Origin of the sequence: Photobacterium lutimaris (assembly GCF_003025555.1) — a bacterium.
Taxonomy (GTDB): domain Bacteria; phylum Pseudomonadota; class Gammaproteobacteria; order Enterobacterales; family Vibrionaceae; genus Photobacterium; species Photobacterium lutimaris.
This window is the reverse complement of sequence record NZ_PYMH01000003.1, coordinates 234,524-254,714: the sequence shown is the minus strand read 5'-3', so window position 1 is coordinate 254,714 and position 20,191 is coordinate 234,524. Positions and strand designations below refer to the sequence as shown.

General features: G+C 44.1%; 17 protein-coding genes. 11 read left to right on the top strand and 6 right to left on the bottom strand.

Annotation, left to right across the window (positions count from 1 at the left end; translation table 11 throughout):
* Positions 1 to 11 precede the first annotated feature (11 nt).
* Positions 12 to 2,396, bottom strand: a complete 2,385-nt coding sequence (locus C9I99_RS10160; RefSeq protein ID WP_420849235.1) for a DNA polymerase II — start codon at positions 2,394 to 2,396, stop codon at positions 12 to 14.
* Positions 2,397 to 2,411: 15 nt separating this feature from the next.
* The gene (locus C9I99_RS10155) at positions 2,412 to 3,182 is read right to left on the bottom strand and encodes a nucleotidyltransferase domain-containing protein (RefSeq protein ID WP_243734479.1); all 771 of its coding nucleotides are present in this window, start codon (positions 3,180 to 3,182) and stop codon (positions 2,412 to 2,414) included.
* 284 nt (positions 3,183 to 3,466) lie between these two features.
* Here C9I99_RS10155 and C9I99_RS10150 point away from each other — a divergent pair, with 284 nt between their 5' ends.
* From C9I99_RS10150 to C9I99_RS10140, 3 genes are all read left to right on the top strand, one after another.
* Positions 3,467 to 5,038, top strand: a complete 1,572-nt coding sequence (locus C9I99_RS10150) for an EAL domain-containing protein (RefSeq protein ID WP_107348758.1) — start codon at positions 3,467 to 3,469, stop codon at positions 5,036 to 5,038.
* Between the two features lie 42 nt (positions 5,039 to 5,080).
* Positions 5,081 to 5,650 carry an elongation factor P-like protein EfpL gene (gene efpL, locus C9I99_RS10145; RefSeq protein WP_107348757.1) on the top strand — a complete coding sequence of 190 codons (570 nt, stop codon included), beginning with the start codon at positions 5,081 to 5,083 and terminating at the stop codon, positions 5,648 to 5,650.
* A gap of 172 nt (positions 5,651 to 5,822) precedes the next feature.
* Positions 5,823 to 6,149, top strand: coding sequence for an HI1450 family dsDNA-mimic protein (locus tag C9I99_RS10140; protein WP_107348756.1), 327 nt, complete (start codon positions 5,823 to 5,825; stop codon positions 6,147 to 6,149).
* A 72-nt stretch (positions 6,150 to 6,221) separates the two neighbouring features.
* Here the strand turns inward: C9I99_RS10140 and emrD are convergent, their stop codons facing one another.
* The 3 genes from emrD to C9I99_RS10125 all read right to left on the bottom strand — a co-directional run bounded on the left by emrD (position 6,222) and on the right by C9I99_RS10125 (position 9,156).
* Complete coding sequence (gene emrD, locus C9I99_RS10135; protein ID WP_208113398.1) at positions 6,222 to 7,403, bottom strand: multidrug efflux MFS transporter EmrD; 1,182 nt, start codon at positions 7,401 to 7,403, stop codon at positions 6,222 to 6,224.
* A gap of 417 nt (positions 7,404 to 7,820) precedes the next feature.
* Positions 7,821 to 8,420, bottom strand: a complete 600-nt coding sequence (locus C9I99_RS10130) for a GTP cyclohydrolase II (RefSeq protein WP_107348754.1) — start codon at positions 8,418 to 8,420, stop codon at positions 7,821 to 7,823.
* A gap of 394 nt (positions 8,421 to 8,814) precedes the next feature.
* Positions 8,815 to 9,156, bottom strand: a complete 342-nt coding sequence (locus tag C9I99_RS10125; RefSeq protein ID WP_107348753.1) for a hypothetical protein — start codon at positions 9,154 to 9,156, stop codon at positions 8,815 to 8,817.
* A gap of 280 nt (positions 9,157 to 9,436) precedes the next feature.
* Here C9I99_RS10125 and C9I99_RS10120 point away from each other — a divergent pair, with 280 nt between their 5' ends.
* Together C9I99_RS10120 and C9I99_RS10115 are read left to right on the top strand one after the other, a co-directional pair.
* Positions 9,437 to 10,894 carry an EAL domain-containing protein gene (locus tag C9I99_RS10120; RefSeq protein WP_166645423.1) on the top strand — a complete coding sequence of 486 codons (1,458 nt, stop codon included), beginning with the start codon at positions 9,437 to 9,439 and terminating at the stop codon, positions 10,892 to 10,894.
* Positions 10,895 to 11,070: 176 nt separating this feature from the next.
* A complete protein-coding gene (locus C9I99_RS10115) occupies positions 11,071 to 11,976 on the top strand; it encodes a manganese-dependent inorganic pyrophosphatase (RefSeq protein ID WP_107348751.1) in 906 nt (301 codons plus the stop codon).
* 81 nt (positions 11,977 to 12,057) lie between these two features.
* On the opposite strand, the gene C9I99_RS10110 is transcribed toward C9I99_RS10115, so the two are convergent.
* Complete coding sequence (locus C9I99_RS10110) at positions 12,058 to 13,263, bottom strand: patatin-like phospholipase family protein (RefSeq protein WP_107348750.1); 1,206 nt, start codon at positions 13,261 to 13,263, stop codon at positions 12,058 to 12,060.
* A 327-nt stretch (positions 13,264 to 13,590) separates the two neighbouring features.
* On the opposite strand from C9I99_RS10110, the gene C9I99_RS10100 reads away from it, so the two are divergent.
* From C9I99_RS10100 to panP, 6 genes are all read left to right on the top strand, one after another.
* Positions 13,591 to 14,184 (top strand): porin family protein, encoded by a 594-nt coding sequence (locus C9I99_RS10100; protein WP_243734477.1) that lies wholly within the window; start codon positions 13,591 to 13,593, stop codon positions 14,182 to 14,184.
* Between the two features lie 379 nt (positions 14,185 to 14,563).
* Positions 14,564 to 16,051, top strand: coding sequence for a sodium-dependent transporter (locus tag C9I99_RS10095; RefSeq protein WP_107348748.1), 1,488 nt, complete (start codon positions 14,564 to 14,566; stop codon positions 16,049 to 16,051).
* On the top strand, positions 16,048 to 16,149 hold the full coding sequence (locus C9I99_RS10090; protein ID WP_107348747.1) for a MetS family NSS transporter small subunit: 102 nt from the start codon (positions 16,048 to 16,050) through the stop codon (positions 16,147 to 16,149). Before C9I99_RS10095 ends, C9I99_RS10090 begins: the two co-directional genes overlap by 4 nt.
* 266 nt (positions 16,150 to 16,415) lie before the next feature.
* Positions 16,416 to 16,931 carry a hypothetical protein gene (locus C9I99_RS10085; RefSeq protein WP_107348746.1) on the top strand — a complete coding sequence of 172 codons (516 nt, stop codon included), beginning with the start codon at positions 16,416 to 16,418 and terminating at the stop codon, positions 16,929 to 16,931.
* A gap of 159 nt (positions 16,932 to 17,090) precedes the next feature.
* The gene (locus tag C9I99_RS10080) at positions 17,091 to 18,089 is read left to right on the top strand and encodes a DUF2860 domain-containing protein (RefSeq protein WP_107348745.1); all 999 of its coding nucleotides are present in this window, start codon (positions 17,091 to 17,093) and stop codon (positions 18,087 to 18,089) included.
* A 76-nt stretch (positions 18,090 to 18,165) separates the two neighbouring features.
* A complete protein-coding gene (gene panP / locus C9I99_RS10075) occupies positions 18,166 to 19,827 on the top strand; it encodes a pyridoxal-dependent aspartate 1-decarboxylase PanP (protein ID WP_107348744.1) in 1,662 nt (553 codons plus the stop codon).
* Positions 19,828 to 20,191 lie beyond the last annotated feature (364 nt).

Genomic DNA, 20,191 nt, shown 5'->3' with positions numbered 1-20,191 from the left:
TTGGTTTAAATTTAAAATAGCCCTAATTGCGGAGCGGTAATATCATCAAAGTGTTTACCGATGAAAGGCAAAATACCATCTGCTACGGGTCTTAGCTGCTTATCAATATAATGCTCGTAATCTATCGGGCTTTGCTGGGCTTCTATCGGTTCTGGGCCATTAATCGTGATCACATACTCAATCCAACCGCCGTTTTGATATTGCAGCGATCGGCCTTGACGTTGATTCACGTCATCAGCCATTCTGGCAGCCCTGACATGAGGTGGGACATTCTTTTGGTATTCCGACAAGTTACGCCGTAACCGCTTGCGGTAAACCAATACATCGTCATATTTCCCGGCTCGGGTATCTTCCACATACTGCCTGACGTACTCTTCCACTTCCTCGTCGTGAAACACATGATGATACAAGGTTTGCTGGAAAGTCTGTGCCAATCGAGTCCAGTCAGTGCGTACTGTCTCTAGCCCTTTGTATACCATTTCCTCCTGACCCTTATTGATCACCAAGCCGGCATAGCGTTTTTTACTACCCGTTTCCTGACCACGGATCGTCGGCATCAAGAATTTGTGATAGTGGGTCTCGTACTCCAGCTCCAGCGCGGACTCAACGGCATACTCATCTTGTAAGTGTTCAGTCCACCACTGATTGATATGCGTCACTAGCTGCTGGCCAATTTCATCGGCTTTTTCCGCTGAATGGGCGTGTTTGAGTGACACAAAAGTCGAGTCGGTATCACCATAGATCACCTCGTAGCCCTTCCCTTCAATCAGCTCACGGGTGGTTTTCATAATTTCATGCCCACGCATGGTGATCGATGAGGCCAAGCGATGATCGAAGAAACGGCAGCCTGATGATCCCAGTACACCGTAAAAGGAATTCATGATGATTTTAATCGCTTGTGAAAACGCTTTGTCTCCATCGCGCTTGGCTTGATCCCTTGCCGCCCACAACGACTCAATCATCTTCGGTAAAAAATGCCTAGTTCGATGGAAACGTCCTCCCCTGAAACCAGCAATCGCTTGATTGTCCTCTTTGCCTTCCTCGAGCAGTAAACCTTCAATCAATCCAAGTGGATCAATGCGAAAGGTACGGATTATCGACGGGTACAGCGATTTGAAATCCAGCACCAGTACCGATTCATACAGGCCGGGTTTCGAATCCATGACATAACCGCCAGGGCTTGCTATCCAGTTTTCGCTATCTAAACTTGGGGCCACATAGCCCGCTCGGTGAAGCTGAGGTAAATATAGGTTGGTAAAAGCCGCAACCGAACCGCCGATTCTATCCAGTTCTACACCGGTCAAACGGCTTCGCTCGATAGCGAACTCAAGCAAATGGGTATGGTCGAAAATGCGCGAAACCAACTTGCAATCTTGCAGGTTATATTTTGCCAGCGAGACTTTGTCATCACGAAACATCTGATTGATTTCCGCCATACGGTCATGGACATTATTTATCTCTTTGCCCTCTCCGAGCAGCTCTCGCGAGACTGACTCCAAAGACCAGGAACGGAAATTGTAGGTTGCGGTTTTCAGGGTATCGATACCATCTAATACCACTCGCCCCGGGATCGAAATAAAACCTTGATTGGGGTTTTGATTAGACTGTCGCCAATGAGGTGGCTGCTTTCCCCTCCCCATACGCAACGTAATCGCATTCCATTCCGCCCGTTTAAGCAGCAAGCGGAAGTCAAAATCAATCACGTTCCAGCCGATCACAATGTCTGGATCGAATTCTAGAAACCATGCTTCTAAGGCAAGTAATAACGCTTTTTCTGAGTCTACCCACTGAATCCAGTCGTGTGCGCCCTTATCGCAAGATGCCTCCCCCACCATAATCACTCGGCTGTCTTTGTCGCAATGCAAACCAACCGAATATAGCACTCCTTTTTCCGAGCATTCTATATCCAGCGACACAACCGATAGTTGAGGCTTATACTCGGCTGATTTCGCTTTAACCTGATGAAACTCATCGAAGCCGGCCTTAGTCGTCGGCTTACCGGAAAAAGCAATACCACCACAAATAAAGCGCTCCATCAAATAGCGGTCAGCTAAACGAATGTCAGCCTCGAAGGCTTCTATCCCGGCCGCACGTAAGATTTGAGAAAGTTGAAGACTGTCTTTTATCGAATGGCAATAACATGCGGCCATATCTTCATGCTGGAAGCTTTTTAGCGCCAATGGTTTCCAATCAACACGCATGCCTGCTTTATGGAGTTCGCTTTGGGCCATCACTTGATCTTGCTGGCGAAAAAAGCATACCGGCTTATCATTATTGATCACCAGTCTGGCTGGCCCATTGTCGGTGCTAACCCAAAGCACAATCTCTGTTTGACCACGAACATCGCGGCCTTGCCTTGTTAGTACAAAGCCTTTTGACTGAGTTTGCAAAAACACCTCGTTAGTATGGTATTAACCAATTTTACGTTCAATCTTATCAAATTCAGTGACTATCCACTGACCGAAGTCATTAATCATAAACAGTACGGCCTTTTTAGGGACTTGCTGACCTGAGACCAACATAAAAAGACGCTCAATCGCCAATTTGTGCTGAGGGTAATAAATCAGAAATTCCTGCGCGGCGTACTCTATCGACAATGCTAATTTTCCAGAACGATGAAAGACCAAGGAATAACACGACCAAATCATTTTTTGTGCTACATCACGGCATAAAGATAAGTAATGGGAAACAACCCGTGTAGCCATGATATTGCGGCGGTAACCGTTAAGTTGCAGCGACAAATCATCATTCATCGACTTGCCAATTTCCCAGCTTGGCTCAAAGCAGCCAAATCGACTGGATAGATCATCGCCAAACACACACACACAACAATGCTTCAGCCAGAATCCCCACTTAAAAATCGCTGCGATATCCAGCACCTCATGCTTTGCCAATCGTGTCATCTGTACAGCAACAATCTGTGGACATTGATGATCTATACGACTGACAATACTATTGAGTACAGCTTGATCCGATGATGTCAGCGGGTTAGTCGTCACTATGGTGACATTAAGATCTGATTGCCCAGGCACGGCTTCCAGCCTAACAATGCTACCCGCAATATAGACACTATGGAGATCGGGTATACAACATTTGAGCTGATAAACCAGTTCATCAACCGCCTGTTCGAACATCGGTTGAAATGTGGGTGGGCACTCCAAAGCAGGTAAAGCTCGTGTCACTGATATTCCTCTAAATTACTGCAAGCTGGCAAGGGCCTGTTGACCCTTTCGGGCAGCGTTTGATCAACTGCCGTAATGATATCAAATCGTAGGCCATCATTATCTAGCACCACCTCTAATTGAACATTAATTACACACCTACTGACAGATAATTGTCATCACTCACACACAAAACGACAAGATTATGACCAAGTATTAAAATATTAATAATTCCCCATATTTCCATATAATTACTAATAAAACTATTATAGTATTTGCGTACTTTTTGACTTTGACTCAACATAATGAATATAAAGAATCAATTTTTTATTTTTATTTGTATGATATTCACAGGCTTAGTAACATTCTTTGCCTACATTAATGCCTATGCGATTAGCAAGTCAGAAGACACGGCCAAAACATTACTGTCATCAATAAGTACAGAAATTACCACTATAGAAAAGCAATTAATTTCTATCGCTAAATTATACCCTGACTGCAGCGAAGAAAGTCGAAATGCACTCGAGGCGATGACATTGAAGAAGAGTGTCATTAAAGAAGTTATTTTCATCAGAAACAACACAACTATATGTAGCGACAGAAGCATGACTCTTACAAAAGAAGAAGTTGCTGATGTTGAAATAGAAAAAATACCGGCTGGAAAAAAATATTCAATATATCAAACCCATGACAACGACAATAATACATCCATTTTTTTCATGATGTATATAGAATCGGGTTGGTATCAAATTCATTTCGATAGGAATTTCTTACAGTTGTGGCTAAAAGAAATTGCCAGTCGTCATGAAGTTTACGCTTATATGTACAATAACCATCGGACATACCTATCGAATATAGAATTTATCAATATCGATAAATTGATATTTTATAAAAATCAAGAAGAATCAAAACGATACCCTGTCGGTATTTCCGTTGGTTATACCAGTGTGTTGTTGTTTAATCTCATCATGCATTTTCTACCAACTGGTATTTTATTAACTATTGTCAATGCGGTTGGTGTTACTTTCCTCGCACATTACTTTGTTTTAAAACGCGTCCCTATAGATATCGAGATTCAAAAGGGACTCAATAAATCAGAGTTTTATGCTGAATACCAACCTATTGTCTCTACTAACTCAGGGCAATGGATAGGCGCAGAATTACTTGTTCGGTGGCAACATCCAAAAAAACAGAAAGTCATGCCAGCTGAATTTATACCGGCAGCAGAGCAATCAGGGCTGATTAACGACATAACACTACAACTGCTTGAGCAAGCAGCAAAAGATAAAGCCTCCATGATGGCAATGGATAGACCATTTTACTTATCTATCAACGTAACCGCATCTATGATTGCCTCGCCACACTTTGTTGAGGCAATCACAGCAATTATTACACGCAATCCTCGGCTACAAAGCGGGATCGTTATGGAGTTTTCAGAGCGTGAAAATTTCTCCAATACCGATGTCTCGCTGCTGCAAAATGGTATGCAGGCACTGCGCGATCAGGGAATAAAGTGGGCATTAGACGACTTTGGAACGGGTTATGCCGGACTGTCTACCCTCCAAGCACTCAGTTTTGACATTATCAAGATTGACCGAGCATTTGTCGCGGCTTCATCCACAGACTCAGTCACCAAGTCAATCCTTGGTAACATTGCCCAAATAGGTCATAACCTTAGTTGCCATATAATTGCTGAAGGGGTCGAAACTTTGGAGCAGGTTGAGCACGTTAAAGCATTAAACATCCAAAGTTGCCAAGGCTTTTTCTATGCTAAACCGATGCCTTTTGAGCATTTTTTAGCTAAATTCAAAGTGCACTCGGCACTTCCAGAAGAAGTTAGCTCTTCAGTTCAGGAAATTGTTGGTGTTCAGGCTTAACCGTGGTAATTTTCGGTTTTTACCAACAGAAAGATATATCCCATGCCAAGAGCTAGTGAAATTAAGAAAGGTTTTGTCATTGTAACCGGCGGCAAAACGTTGTTAGTCAAAGATATTGAAGTTACAACACCTGGCGGCCGTGGCGGTACAAAAATCTATAAAATGCGTTGTTCCGATCTAGCGACAGGCCACCGTGTTGACGAACGCCTTAAAGCTGATGATGTGGTAGATACTCTCGAAATGACTAAGCATGCAGTTGCTTATTCGTACACTGAAGGTGAAAGCATCATCTTTATGGATACAGAAAGCTACGAGCAGTACACTTTCAACGCTGAAGATATTGCTGATGAAATGCTATTCATCACTGAAGACACCCAAGGCCTTCATGTCATTTTGGTGAATGACAAAGCGGCAGGTCTAGAGTTACCTTCAGCGGTTGAACTGGTTATCGAAGAGACTGACCCTTCAATCAAAGGGGCATCAGCATCAGCACGTACTAAACCTGCTCGCTTTGCAACAGGTCTGTCAGTACAAGTACCTGAATACATCTCTACAGGTGAGAAGGTTAAGGTAAACGTTCAAGAACGTAAGTTCATGGGCCGTGCTGACTAATTAATATAGTTAGACTATTACCAAAGGGAAGCAAATCGCTTCCCTTTTTGTTTTTAGGGTGATCGCTTCTCAGGTAATTCGCGCTCAAGGTTGATAACCAAAGGCCGAAACTTGCACCTTCATATTGCTTGGGTATACTGCGATTTCAATTAACCAATGACAGATAGAGTTCATGGACACACCAAACCTAATTTCTTACGACGATGTTATCGATGCCGCTTATGATATCTTCCTTGAGATGGCTTCTGATAATCTTGAGCCTGCCGACGTATTGCTCTTCACTATGCAATTCGACGAGCGTGGTGCTGCTGAGTTAGTTGAAACAAAAGATGACTGGGCTGAGCACGTTGGCTTTGACGTTGATAACGAAGTGTATGCCGAAGTGCGTGTTGGTCTGGTTAATGAAGAAAATGACGAGCTAGATGATGTCTTCGCTCGCCTTCTTGTGAGCCGTGATCCTGACAACAAATTCTGCCACGTTTTGTGGAAGCGCGACTAAGCCCCAAGCTCATAGAAATACAAAAAAGGCGGAACCATCTTCATGGCTCCGCCTTTTTATTTGTCTGTCTCGTTAAACCAAAACTGGGGTGTCATGCTGCTCACTGCGACGTACCCACAGCAAGCTCAATACAACCAGTATCGCCATCACCACCATTACCGCCCCTAAGCTATACTGATCTTCTGCTCGCATCATGGATGCTGCCAAAGTCGCCAGACCTGCACCAAGGTTTTGCAACCCCCCTAACACCGCACCCGCTGTTCCTGCATGGTGAGGAAAAGGTTGGATTGCTGCTGTGGTCGCAGCCGGAAATAGCACGCCAGCGCCAATAAAGTATACAAAAGCACCGCCAATCAATGAGCTTACGGTAACCAAACCAGCCATACCCGGAATAAAGATAGCCAATGCACCTGCAATAATCGCTAGCATCCCCAAGTACATCACGCGTGTGTTACCAATTTGTTTGGCAAGTACTGCCGATAACCAAGAACCAGCAAGGTAACCTGGGAGTGGCATAATAAACAATAAGCTTACCGTTTTCGGATCCAACTTCAGTACGCTACCCAGCAGGACGCCTGCCGCCGCTTCAAACACTGCAATACCTGCAAACGTGGCGATCAGACAAAGGACATAACCTTGAAAGCGACGGTTACCAAGCACATAGCGGTAGCTTACCAATACTCGTTCATGACGGCGGTTCTCTTGCGGTAACGTTTCAGTAAACATCAACATCATCGCGACGGTAACAATCGTACCGAAGATCAATAGGAACCAATAACTTGCCTGCCACTCAAATGCAGATGAAAGGAAGCCTCCCAACACTGGTGCAATAAGCGGTGAGAAGATCACTCCCATACTGACCAAGCTATTTGCACGGTGTAGCTGCTCACCATCAAAACAATCGCGAGTGACAGTCCGGCACATTGCGCCACTGCAACCTGTACCCATCCCCTGTACGAAAGTCGCAACCAGGAACCATTCAAAACTAGGTGAAAACAGTGCAGCAATAGACCCTGCTAGGAAGATCACCATACCAACAATAATAACTGGACGACGCCCTATTCTGTCAGATAACGGTCCATAGACAAATTGTGACAAGCCGTAAGGGATCAAATACGCAGCCATCACCGCTTGTAGGTATGCCGATTTTACTGAGAAATAATCCGACATTGCAGGAATTGAAGGCACATACATGGTTTGGGTCATTTGCCCAACAGCAGCAAGAATGATTATTAGAAATAACAACCGTGCCATGCTTGAAGAAGGTAATTGCTGTTTCACAGCCGATATCCTCATTACAGAATAATATTTTGGAATGCTGCGTCATCTTTGATGAATTTCATTAACAAACAAAATTTAATGCTATTTTTTGGAGTTGACGCGGAATATACACTCGATGAGGTGATCTTTTGCAGACTCAACCCCTGATACGTTGATCGGAATATTATAGCTGAACTTCAAGTATGGCAAGCAGTTAGGCGGCTGTGTAGCACGATTGTTTATTATCAATCGCATTACTTTAAGTAATGATTAACCACGCTAATTTGCTTATGTTCCTCGCGTAAAACAACCACCATTAAAAAGCGGGCGTAATATTCAGTGAATAGGACGTCGAATTTTATGCAAAAAAAACCCTGCGAATGCAGGGTTTGATAGACGTCTGAACAGGTATTAATCAAAGTGGAAGCGGTGTTTACCGTGCGCTGCTTTGGTTTTTAGATAGTTTTCGTTACCATCTTTGACATGCGCTTTTGTACCCACAACTTCTGAAATCACAATACCCAGAGACTCAAGCTCATGGATCTTTTTCGGATTATTGGTGATCAGACGAATTTCTTTCAAGCCCAACGCAGCCAGCATATGGGCTGCTTCAGAGAATTCTCGAAGATCATCACCAAAACCTAAGTGATTATTTGCTTCATAGGTGTTCATGCCCTGACTTTGTAGCTCATAGGCGTCAATCTTGTTGTAAAGACCGATCCCACGCCCTTCTTGACGCAGGTACAGTAGAACACCACCTTGTTCGCCCATTTTTTCGATGGTTTCATCTAGCTGCTCACCACAGTCACAACGCGATGAATGAAAAACATCCCCCGTCAGACATTCAGAATGCATGCGTACAAGTGGCGGTATAGAACGCTGATCGGCATTTTGGAAAATCACGGCAACGTGCTCTTTGCCTGATTCTAACCCGTTAAATGAAAGCAGTTCAGCAGGAATATCACTTCTTTGACCGACTTTAAAAGGCACACGGGCCCTTACTTTAACCATGTTGTTCCTAAGTACTTCTACAGCCAAACTAGCAGCGGCATTAAACTCGATACAAAGCCTACGGTTAAGGCTACAGGCTCACTGTTTGACTGACTATTCTTTACACAACACCCAGCGGTTGAATACTCGATAATACGGTTATCGCTAAGGCATTACTCTTTAACTCGGGTTGATAACTCGGGTTGATATACCCAAGTAACTTCAAGGCGCTTGAATAAACTCTGAATCCTTCAACTTGAAGTCACTTGGGTATAACTCGTAATGATATCTAAAATTATTGCACTAAAACAGCATAAAGGCATAGGTTGCTGGTTATCAGAGCAATATTGGCGCACCATGACGGTTACGTTATAACATAACACCACCAAGCAAAAAACCATAAAATGTCTAAGGTTTAGTCGGCGCTTACTCGGTAATAAGCTTTCAACCTGCGACTTTGAAAGAGACAAACTGACATCAAAGTAAAGCAGACGACCGACGCCATGATCAGCGACATTCGTAACCAATCGTCACCCATCATCAAACGGTTCGAGATCAAGCTATAGGTAACTTGTAGCCATTTCAGCGCAACTAGCACGAGGCTTATTGACATCACACGGGGAACCCAGCGATGGCGGATAACAAGTAATACGGGGAAGACGGCTAACAACAAGCTGGGGCCCCATGCACCGTAGCGTAAAAAGTGTGCCGCTATTAGCCAGAAACTCGCGACGATAGGGAATATCCGCATTATCATTTCATCACCTCCACTAAAGAAGCATTATATATATACCTTTGAGCGATAAATATAAAGATATATTTGATAATCAATACGTTGCTAGTATCAATAAATAGCCACCATTATAAGACTGCAAATTTTTGCTATTAATCATTGTGTTCCCTCTGTTATATCCTATAGAGTTGTGTTTCAATAACGCCCTTTTTGAACAACTCATATCCTATTGATGAACATGACTCTTTGGTTACGTTGGCGATTCCCTATCCTAGTTTTTATACTCGGTGCTACAACTATTGTTATGTCAGCACAACCGATACGCTATAACTTGTTCAAAAATGAAGTCGAAAAACGACTCGAAAATATCCATATTTTTTACCAAGAGAGATACCTGGATGTTGGGCGTGAATTACAAGACCTCATCACAGGGCTTAACTTTACCTGTACCCAGCAAGATATCTCCTTATTACGAGAGACCATTGAACAATCAACCGGTATTCAGCTACTAGAGCTGCAGACGGAAACCGGCCATTGCTCTGTCTATGGAAGCAATGTTCCACTGATCAAGGACTTTGATAAAGACAGCACTGTTATCGGACACGATACTGTCGCCTTTAGCTATAACGTCGCGCCTTATCACAACCACCGTCTGAAGCTTCACTACCGCCTGCCCGAAGCAAGCTTAATCCTGATCACAGAGCCAATACAACATGTCTTCACGCAAAGTGAAGTATGCAACAACTGCACAGCAATGACCCTGAGCAAAGGTGACGAGGAAATTCAGGTTTACCCTAAGCAAGGGACTGACCATTATTTCCACATTGCGACTAGAGCTTTTGGCCCCAACTTCGCTTTTAACGTCTATGCGACAGAGGAAGGGATCAACTATGTCACCACGAATGATTTGCTTATCACTCAGATGTTACTGTTCTTTATGCTGCTATCAGGTTGCTTGCTGATTGGGTTATACCGTACACCAGAGCGAACACTAAAAGACATGATTGCGGATGGCTTATTAAAAAAAGAATTCATTCCTTTTTACCAGCCGATCATTGATACAAAATCCGGTAGGATGACCTGCTGTGAAGTCTTGATCCGCTGGCAACGCCCTAATGGTGAGCTCATTTCACCGAATCAGTTTATCCCTAGTGCAGAGCACAACGGGCAAATCAAGCTATTAACAGTTTACCTGCTTGAGATGGTTATCGATCATTTTCAAGACGAGCTCATTGCTGACTCTGAATTTTATGCCAGCATTAACGTTACACCACAACAATTGGAAGATGACGAGTTCCTAAACACAACGATCAACCTACTTACGGAAAGGAAGATCCCTGCTCATCGCTTGGCGTTCGAAGTGACAGAGCGGATCCCATTCAAAAACTTGTCAAAAGCCAGATCAATCATTCAACAGCTGACAGATTTTGGCATCTCCATAAAACTTGATGATGCTGGCACCGGCTATGGTGGGTTCAGCTACCTACAAAACTTGCCAATCGATACATTGAAAATCGACAAAATGTTTATCGACACAATTGGTACCAATGATGTGAAGTCAAATATTCTTGACTCCATTATCCTATTTGCCAAACACGCTGGACTCAAAGTTATAGCCGAAGGTGTTGAGACACAGGACCAAGTTGAATACCTACATCAACGTGATATTCATTTGATGCAAGGTTTCCATTTTGCCAAGCCGATGCCGTTTAAGGAATTTAGAGAGTATTTACAACAAGATCTGAGGAAATTCTCTCGCTAATTTAGCTGTGATATTAACCAACCAAGATTTTTTTGCGCAACTTCAATTGTTATTTTTTCCAGAAACTCTAAAATTGCGCGGTTACATTCCTGTATCACCTGTCACAATACAGGCTCAGGATAAATTAATTAGTCTTGCTGCTTACAAGCAGTGATTGACGCAGTAAAGGAAACGACATGATTCAAGTAGTTGGTCACAAAAACCCTGATAGCGATAGCATCTGTTCAGCACTTGTTGGTGCTGCTCTTCTTAAAGCTCGTGGCGTTGAAGCTAAAGCTGTTCGTCAAGGTGAAATCAACCGCGAAACACAGCACATTCTAAATACAGCCGGTGTTGATCAACCTGAAATGTGTACGGGTGTTGCAGGCGAGAAAGTTTGGCTAGTTGATTACTCTGATCTAGCACAAGCACCGGATGACATCGCTGATGCTGAAATCGTTGGTATTGTTGACCACCACCGCCTAGGTGATGTGATGACAGTGAATCCACTTGAAGCATGGATCTGGCCTGTTGGTTGTACATGTACCATCATGTTCAATCTATTCAAGATGGAAGACGTAGAAATCACTCGCGAACTGGCGACTCTGATGATGTCTGCAATCCTAAGTGACACCGTTGGTTTCGCTTCTCCAACTTGCACTCAGAAAGATAAAGATGCAGTGGCTGAGCTTGCTCCACTAGCAGGTGTTGAAGATCTAGACCTGTTTATCAAAGAGCTACTGATTGCAAAAACTGACATCCAGGGCCTATCTGCTGCTGAGCTAGTAGAAAAAGACCTTAAAGCATACCCGTTCAAAGAGCGTAATGTTGTTGTTGGCCAAATCGAACTTGCGACTCTTGAGCAAGTTGAAGACATGATTGCAGATCTTGAAGCTGATCTTCAGCGTCGTTGTGACGAAGAAGGTCTAGCAATGGCGGCGCTAATGCTAACTGACATCACTAGCAGCACAACGCGTCTACTGTACAAGGGTGAGTGGAACGACGTGCTAGATACACATGCGAAAGACGGCATGTTGATGATGGAAAACACGCTAAGCCGTAAGAAACAAGGCTGGCCTTGGCTACAGAACGTACTTGCTTAATCGCCAGTACTTCTTGCTAGTTGAAAAAGGAACGCTTCGGCGTTCCTTTTTACTTGGGTTTATACCAAAAGCGATTATCAGTTATCGCTTTACCGCCGTGGCCTCATTCAAAATATCAGCAAAATGAGATATAAACTCACGCCCTATCAGTTTCCCCTCGCGATAATCTACCTCCAAGTCATCTTTACCGCTCAGCAATGCTCGACTCTTCAAACCTTTTTCTGGTGCAATTTGAATAATTTGCAAACCTTCAGGAGGAGACAGCATAAACTCATGCGAGCCTTGGTAAGTAGTATAGTAACGGTTGAGCATGTCAATAACCTCAAGCCGTTTATTACTGCCTGTCAGTGCTAAAAATCGCTCGATGTTGTCAGCCGACAGTAAACTCCACCCTTTTCCCTTGTTTATTGATTCCGCTTCAGGGCCGGCATCTGTTTGCCCAGTTTTTACTAATGGGGTATCGCGCCAGTTCAGCTTCCAGCTTTCGAATTTCGTTGTCAGCTCTCCATGTAATGCTTTCACCTTGTCCAACGATTCGTTCAAACTCAGCCGTTCAATATAATCAGGGAGAGCAATTTCAACTTTTCCTCTCCAATCATCAAAGCGGCTACTTTCATCTTGAGGTAACAACACAGGTTCAGTTCTAATGACAATGACCAAATCAGCGCCGCGCTGCCAAGCCTCCTTTACCGGCACAGCAGCACTCACTCCACCATCAACCCATTCCAAGTCGTCAAAGTTAACGGGTTGGTTATAAATAACAGGTATGGCGCATGAGGCCCGCAAGACGTCACACCAGTTATCCTTGTACATGGGCATGTAGATATCTTGCAGGGTATCTTTACGGGTGGCACAAGCTAGCGCGCGTCGATGACGCAGTACTTCCCTTGCAGTCGTCACATCTAGCGGAAGAGAACCTTGAGCGCGCACTTCGTCGAGTACCCAGTCGAGGTTCATCGGTTTCTGTTGGCTAAGGTACTTATATAAATTGAAGAATTCATTATCGGTCGTGTAATTAACAATGAAATCATAACCGAATCGAGGCTGACGACTGATATAAGAAGACAAATTTAGAGCGCCAGCAGAAGTGCCAATATAAAGTTCAAACGGATCAAAACCACTTTCCAGAAAAGCATCAAACACCCCGGCTGTAAAAATGCCGCGCTGACCGCCTCCCTGTACAACAAGAGCTATTCTTTTCTTTTTCACACTGAGCAACTGGCGCGAAAAATTGTTAATTAATGGTAAATCGAACGCTTTTAAGCTAAACGGCAAATGATTTGTCATACCCCTGACTCACTAACTACAGGAATCCTTGCAGGCAGTATACCGACCTATATTGATAAACCCTAACCTGTTCGATGTTTCATTTATCTATTAACACCTTAAGCAGTAACCGACACAATACCAAACCCCATGATGACAGTCATTATGATGATTGCCGTGAATACAGCTAGCTTCAATTCAAATTCCATAACAACACTCCTACAGCAAATAAAATTAACAACTTGTTAACTCTATTTTAGGGAGAGTTCAAGATTCTGGCTAATGAAAAAGCAATAATATAAGAAAGCTGTCACACTTATACCTATGTTTGCGTTATGGGGTAATAGTATGAAAGCAGGACATTTATTGATAGTTATCGCAGGGATGTTGACGGCCTCGCATACAGTATCGGCCAACACTATCTATGTGACGCCATACCTCGGCTACACATTTTCCAGCTCAATCACCGATGATAATGGCATTAACATTGAGCCCGAAAATGATCTGCATTACGCAATCGCGATTGAGACTGACCTCGACAAAGGCCGTGTGGGTTTATTTGTCAGCCACCAGCCGACAGACTATGAAAATTTTCTAAATTCTGGATCGTATACATACGTACATTTTCAAAGTTCGCTGCGTTTCGAAGCTTCTCAGCGCATAAATACTTACTTAGGCGCAAGTATAGGGACAACGATTATCGACGCGGATTGGAGCGATCAAGACCTGGTTTTCTCCGGTGGATTTTTAGGTGGTCTTGAGTATAAATTCAACCCCAATTTTTCCATCCTACTTGAAGGTCGCTGGCTAGCCAACCTGATGGAAAGCGACACCACAACTCTCTGTAATCTTCCCGAAGGCAACCAAACCTGTAATATTCGGGTGCATTCTGAGTGGTTAACCCAATTCCAAACAAACCTAGGCTTTACCTACGCGTTTTGAGTTCTGCTGACCTACACACCCGTGAACAGGTTCATTGGTGTGTAGATGAGCTGAAAACTGGCTAATTTACAGACTAAATCAATGAGTTTGTAAAATAATATTTCCAACCACGTATTTTCTATCTCGCTAGTTTTTCCCACCAACAAGAACCAGTTCACAGTTTTCTTCACTAGCAAATCACCCAAAAGCGAAAATTAACAACTACTCAAACCTCTCGCTACAACCTTACTCTCTATTGCTTTACATGTTTACTCTAGTTAATCTCGTCTCATCAGCGTGGTCTTACCTTTGATTCTCACGCTAAGTATCGATAATAATTGGACTAATTCTCTGACTAATCCTATTTCCATAGTGATTTGCAGTACATAAGGAGATGTATATGAAACGTGAACAATGGGGCTCACGTGCTGGATTTATTCTGGCAGCTGTCGGCTCTGCAATAGGTCTAGGGAACATCTGGCGTTTCCCTTATATGGCCTACGAAAATGGTGGTGGCGCCTTTTTTATCCCTTACCTTTTTGCCATGCTCACCGCCGGTATCCCTTTTATGATTATGGAGTTCAGCCTTGGTCATAAACTTCGTGGTGCCGCACCAAGAGCTTTTTCCAAACTCGGCCTAAAGTTTGAGTGGTTAGGTTGGTTTCAAGTCTTTATTGCGGCAATTATCGCCGTTTACTACGTGGCGATTATCGGTTGGGCAATTTCTTACCTGAGCTATTCATTCACCCAAAGCTGGGGTACGGATACCAATGCCTTTTTCTTTAGTGAATACCTGAAGCTAGGTGACAACAGTCCAAGCAAACTAGGCAGCCTGCAAAGCCACATTGCTATCCCGATGGCAATTGCCTGGGCGATCACCTTTGCTGCAATTTTCACCGGTGTCAAAGGGGGGATTGAGCGTGCAAGCAAAATTATGATGCCTTTGCTGTTTATCATGGTTATTGCGTTGATCGCGCGCGTTGCCTTCCTTCCGGGTGCACTCGATGGACTAAATTACTTATTCCAGCCTGATTTTAGCAAGATCATGGATGCCAAAGTCTGGTCAGCGGCATACGGTCAAATTTTCTTCACCCTGAGTGTCGGCTTTGCCATCATGATAGCTTACTCTAGCTACCTGCCGGAGAAGTCTGATATCAACAACAACGCCTTTATGACTGTCCTCATCAACTGTGGCTTCTCTATCACAGCCGGTGTATTGATCTTCGGTGTATTGGGCTACATGGCACAAGAGCAGGCTAAGCCAATCACAGAGGTGGTGTCGGCGGGTGTCGGCTTGGCATTTGTCACCATTCCCGCAGCAATTAACTTACTACCTGCACCCTATATTTTAGGTCCACTGTTCTTCTTGGCTTTGGTTGTTGCAGGCTTAAGCTCGCACATTTCAATTATTGAAGCGGTTACGTCAGCCATCATCGACAAGCTAAACATCACTCGCAAGCTTGCTGCTTCTTTGGTGTGTGGTAGTGGCTTTGTAGTTTCCATGGCATTTGCCACCAATGGCGGCTTACTACTACTTGATTTGGTTGACTACTTCATTAATAACGTTGCCCTTCTGGCTAGTTGCTTGGTTGAACTCATCGTCATTGCATGGCTGCTGAAAGTGTCTGATATTCGTAGCTATGTAAACAGCATCTCAGAGTTTGGTATCGGTAAATGGTTTGAAATCTGTATCCGATTCCTTAGCCCTGCAATGCTGGCTGTTATTCTGGGTACTAACCTCGTTAACACATTCAATGATGGCTATGGCGGTTACGAAACCTCTGATCTTCTGATGTTGGGCTGGGGCCTTGTTGCCGCAATGTTTATTGTTGCCGTCATTATCAATGTTTCATCTAAACCACAGCCACAGCAGGAGGCCAAACTATGACCACAGGTGCGATAATTATGATGCTTTTCGGCTTGGGCATTACATGGGGCGGCGCTGCATACTGTATTTCCGTCGCGATGAACAAGCAGAGCAAGTAACAAGCTCACGCTAACCGATTAAACAAGGAGGCTATTGCCTCCTTGTTTTTTTGAGTAAAGAAACTGAACAACCCGAGCATTTATGTTAACAACAATCAATTCTGTTAAAGAAATCTTTTCCTTATGGCAATCAAATAGCTACAATCGGGAGATTCAGGAGATTGCGGCAGATAAAAGCACAGAAAAAAGCAGCTGCCTTATATCTAGGTGATTTCAAGTTGTAAGACTTGGAGACAGCATCAATACGCTCAGTTCAAGGAACAGAAATGAAGTTAGCAGCATTAATACTCTCAACAGCACTTATCCCTTCCATTGCTTTTGCTTCTTCGACAAATTGTGAAAGTGAAAAATACCATCAGTACATTGATGCCTCCCTCAACTGGTATGAGAGCCTCGTTGAATTGGCAGTAGAAAAAGATCCGAGTCTTAGCGACGTTGGTCAATGGTTTCTTGAAGGCCGCAAGCATCACTTCGAATTGAACCGCGATGCCTTTGATTGGTATCTCGCCAATGACAAGGACAAGCTATCGCTTTCTCTCCCCGTTGAATCATGGCTGAACCTAACACAGCAAGATGTCAAAGCCTTATCCGCAGAACAGAATTCAAAATTGGGCAAAGCGGCGAAACTGGCCTTCGACGACAGACAAAGTAATCCCCATCCGCAAAACTATGCCTTGCGAAGTGCTTTCGCCGAATTGCTCACGCACCCGGGAAATATCGAAAAACCACTTAATGCCTATAACGAAAAAATGGCAGTGATTGCTGATATGAAGTGTAAATAAGCGTAGTATCTGATACCAGACACGAATTGCATATTCACTGGGCCAATATCTACCTCCAATTGTATACCAGTGCTGATTGATACATGGCGGATAATGTATTCTGCTATGGCTAAGCAACTCTTTTTCTGGATGAATCTCTGCTCTTAGGAAGGATCCACGATGATACACCGGTACATTAACGCATTATGCTTTCCCATACTGGCTTTTGGCATAGCCAGCAATGCACAAGCTAACCAGCCACAGCGATGGTCTGCTGGTTTTAATGCTGATATCTCGCTATTAGCGGGGTATTCGGAAAGCCGCTCTCCGTTTAATACTGATGACAGCACCATCAGTGATTATGGTAAAGCAGACAAAGAAAGTAACTTCCTTGTCGCTCCACTTGGGACCATTAGCTATACCAACCAAGCACTAGACAAACAGGTTTACTTCGGTACCAGTCGCTCTGACTTGGCGTTCGGTCGCTTCCATGTCGAATTAGGCTACAAACACAAGCTTGATAACAAGGGAGTATTGGTTTTTAGCTATGTTCCAGGCTTATTAACGAGTGAAACATGGCAAGACCCTTACCTACGAAACCAAAGCAGAGCTAAAACAGACAGTAAAATTAAAGGGGTACGTTTCCAATATAATCAGATCCTTGGCAGTAATTTCTCACTAGAACTTTCAGGTGGCAACCAGGACCTCGACGAAGAAACCAGCGGTTCAAGCCAAACCACGTTGTCTGATGCTCAGAAACAATCACTCGACAGGCAATCTGACATTTACTATGCCCAGCTAAGCCACTTCATGCCAATACGCCGAACACAATTCTTGCGCTCAGCCATCAGCTATACTCGCAATGATGCACAAGGCAATGCGATGGCCAGTGACAGCTACGGCGCAGAGCTCGGTGTTGTACAGCGAGTCAACAAAGCAAGCTTTGCTCTGACACTAAGCTACAACTATATTGACTTTGATGAACAAAACCCAATATTCGAACGTACACAGCAAGATGATAAGTGGGGTTTGTTCTTGGCGTCACAATACGATGCGCCTATGGGCTGGAAAAACTGGAACTTAGTCTCGCTGATAGGCTATAACCAAAGTAACTCAAACATCGCATTTTATGATGAAGAGAGCTTACTTTTTACCGTCGGTATGAACTACCGGTTCTAATTTTTTTTCGACAGCAGCGGCAAATTGCATTAAATTAGCTGCAATTTGCCGAAATAGTTACAAGTTATTAATCGTTATGGCAGTAGTGGATCACAAAAAAGCCGATGCAACCCAAGAGTCGTTGCATCGCATTTTTACAGTGCCGGAAGCACCTGAATCGACCTTAGGTCGGATTGAAAAAGAGATTTCAGAAAACCTGAATGCGTTTTTGCAAACGCATATCGCTGCCCGTGAAAAACCTCTGGCAGAAATCGAAAAAGACTTCTCGTCTGCAGATATACCTGAGCGCCCGAGCTTTGTCTCTGAGCATACCCATTTCCTATTGGACAAACTGGTTGCCCAGTCAGTGCACACATCTGCACCGACATTTATCGGCCATATGACGTCGGCCCTGCCCTACTTCTTGATGCCGCTGTCCAAGATTATGATTGGCCTGAATCAAAATCTGGTGAAGATCGAGACCTCCAAGGCATTTACGCCATTGGAGCGGCAGGTATTGGGGATGCTTCACAATTTGATTTACCACGAGGAAGACGCCTTTTACCAACAGTGGATGCACAGCGCCAACCACTCACTAGGCGCCTTTTGTTCCGGTGGTACTATCGCCAACATCACAGCTCTTTGGGTTGCGAGAAACAGTGCATTAAAGCCTGACGGAGAATTCAAAGGGGTCGCGCAAGAAGGCTTATTCAAAGCAATGAAGCACTATGGCTATGAGGATCTGGTCGTTTTGGTTTCGGAGCGTGGCCACTATTCACTTAAGAAAGCCACCGATGTACTGGGCCTAGGCAGAGACTGCCTGATCCCAATCAAAACTGACAGCCATAACCGCGTGTGTGTTAACGAAATGCGCGCCAAGCTTGATGAGCTAAGGCAGAAGAACATCAAGGCCTTTGCAATTGTCGGGGTAGCTGGTACGACGGAAACAGGTAATATCGATCCACTCGAAGATCTGGCTGATCTGGCGCAGGAATATGGCTGTCACTTTCATGTCGATGCCGCATGGGGTGGCGCAACACTGATGTCCAACACCTATCGCTCTCTGCTTAAAGGGATCGAACGGGCAGACTCAGTAACGATAGATGCCCACAAACAGCTCTACGTTCCTATGGGCGCAGGTATGGTCATCTTTAAGAATCCAGCCTTAATGACGGCTATTGAACATCACGCTGAATATATCTTGCGTAAAGGCTCAAAAGATCTGGGTAGCCATACACTGGAAGGCTCAAGAAGCGGGATGGCGATGCTGCTGTATGCCAGCCTCAATATTATCAGTCGGCCAGGCTATGAAATGCTGATCAACACCAGCATAGAAAAAGCCCAGTATTTTGCATCGCTAATCAATGAGCATCCTGACTTTGAGCTGATTTCTGAACCTGAGTTATGCCTACTGACTTACCGATATGCACCCGCTCGGACTCAGGACGCCCTTCGTCTTGCCGATCCCGAACAGCGTGAAGAGTTACTAGCCGCCCTTGATGATATGACCAAATTCATCCAGAAGCGCCAACGTGAATCCGGCAAATCGTTTGTGTCTCGTACGCGTATTACACCAGAAGCGTGGGACCGTAGGCTAACAACGGTTTTCCGTGTTGTGCTTGCTAACCCGCTAACCACAGAGCAAATACTCAAAGGTGTACTGGAAGAACAACAAGAAATAGCCAAGCAAAGTTTGATTAGTTTTCCTAAGATCAACACGCTAACTGAGAGCATCCTTAATCAACAAGTCGCGCTTTAAGCGGGATAAAAGCGCACTCACTTGCTAAGATAAAGCCTGACTGAAGTCAGGCTTTATTGCTTCTGTTATCAGAAAAGTGAATTCATATTTCTTCATAGACTGTGCTAAAAATAGCCATCTCCCTTAATAAAAACGCCCACAGCAGTTAACCGCCTGCTAATTAACCTCTTGAGGGTATAATTTACGACCAAACAGTCACTCTACCGAGTAGATAACTGCTCTCCACACCACTGCCCGCGCAACAATAAAAACCGTATAACCCAACCGTACATTAACTTTTAACCATAAAGCGCAAATTAAATTGCGAGAGTCTTGTTTATGAGAGCCTCTTCGCTATTCACATCACGCAATTACGTTTGATCAA

Bases quoted from the DNA above. Each gene is read 5' to 3' on its own strand.
- panP (WP_107348744.1), top strand. From the start codon at position 18,166: ATGGCAGTAGTGGATCACAAAAAAGCCGATGCAACCCAAGAGTCGTTG.
- efpL (WP_107348757.1), top strand. From the start codon at position 5,081: ATGCCAAGAGCTAGTGAAATTAAGAAAGGTTTTGTCATTGTAACCGGC.
- C9I99_RS10130 (WP_107348754.1), bottom strand. From the start codon at position 8,420: ATGGTTAAAGTAAGGGCCCGTGTGCCTTTTAAAGTCGGTCAAAGAAGT.
- C9I99_RS10110 (WP_107348750.1), bottom strand. From the start codon at position 13,263: ATGACAAATCATTTGCCGTTTAGCTTAAAAGCGTTCGATTTACCATTA.
- C9I99_RS10080 (WP_107348745.1), top strand. From the start codon at position 17,091: ATGATACACCGGTACATTAACGCATTATGCTTTCCCATACTGGCTTTT.
- C9I99_RS10120 (WP_166645423.1), top strand. From the start codon at position 9,437: ATGTCAGCACAACCGATACGCTATAACTTGTTCAAAAATGAAGTCGAA.
- C9I99_RS10085 (WP_107348746.1), top strand. From the start codon at position 16,416: ATGAAGTTAGCAGCATTAATACTCTCAACAGCACTTATCCCTTCCATT.
- C9I99_RS10115 (WP_107348751.1), top strand. From the start codon at position 11,071: ATGATTCAAGTAGTTGGTCACAAAAACCCTGATAGCGATAGCATCTGT.
- C9I99_RS10150 (WP_107348758.1), top strand. From the start codon at position 3,467: ATGAATATAAAGAATCAATTTTTTATTTTTATTTGTATGATATTCACA.
- C9I99_RS10095 (WP_107348748.1), top strand. From the start codon at position 14,564: ATGAAACGTGAACAATGGGGCTCACGTGCTGGATTTATTCTGGCAGCT.
- C9I99_RS10125 (WP_107348753.1), bottom strand. From the start codon at position 9,156: ATGATAATGCGGATATTCCCTATCGTCGCGAGTTTCTGGCTAATAGCG.
- C9I99_RS10100 (WP_243734477.1), top strand. From the start codon at position 13,591: ATGAAAGCAGGACATTTATTGATAGTTATCGCAGGGATGTTGACGGCC.
- C9I99_RS10090 (WP_107348747.1), top strand. From the start codon at position 16,048: ATGACCACAGGTGCGATAATTATGATGCTTTTCGGCTTGGGCATTACA.
- C9I99_RS10140 (WP_107348756.1), top strand. From the start codon at position 5,823: ATGGACACACCAAACCTAATTTCTTACGACGATGTTATCGATGCCGCT.
- emrD (WP_208113398.1), bottom strand. From the start codon at position 7,403: ATGGCACGGTTGTTATTTCTAATAATCATTCTTGCTGCTGTTGGGCAA.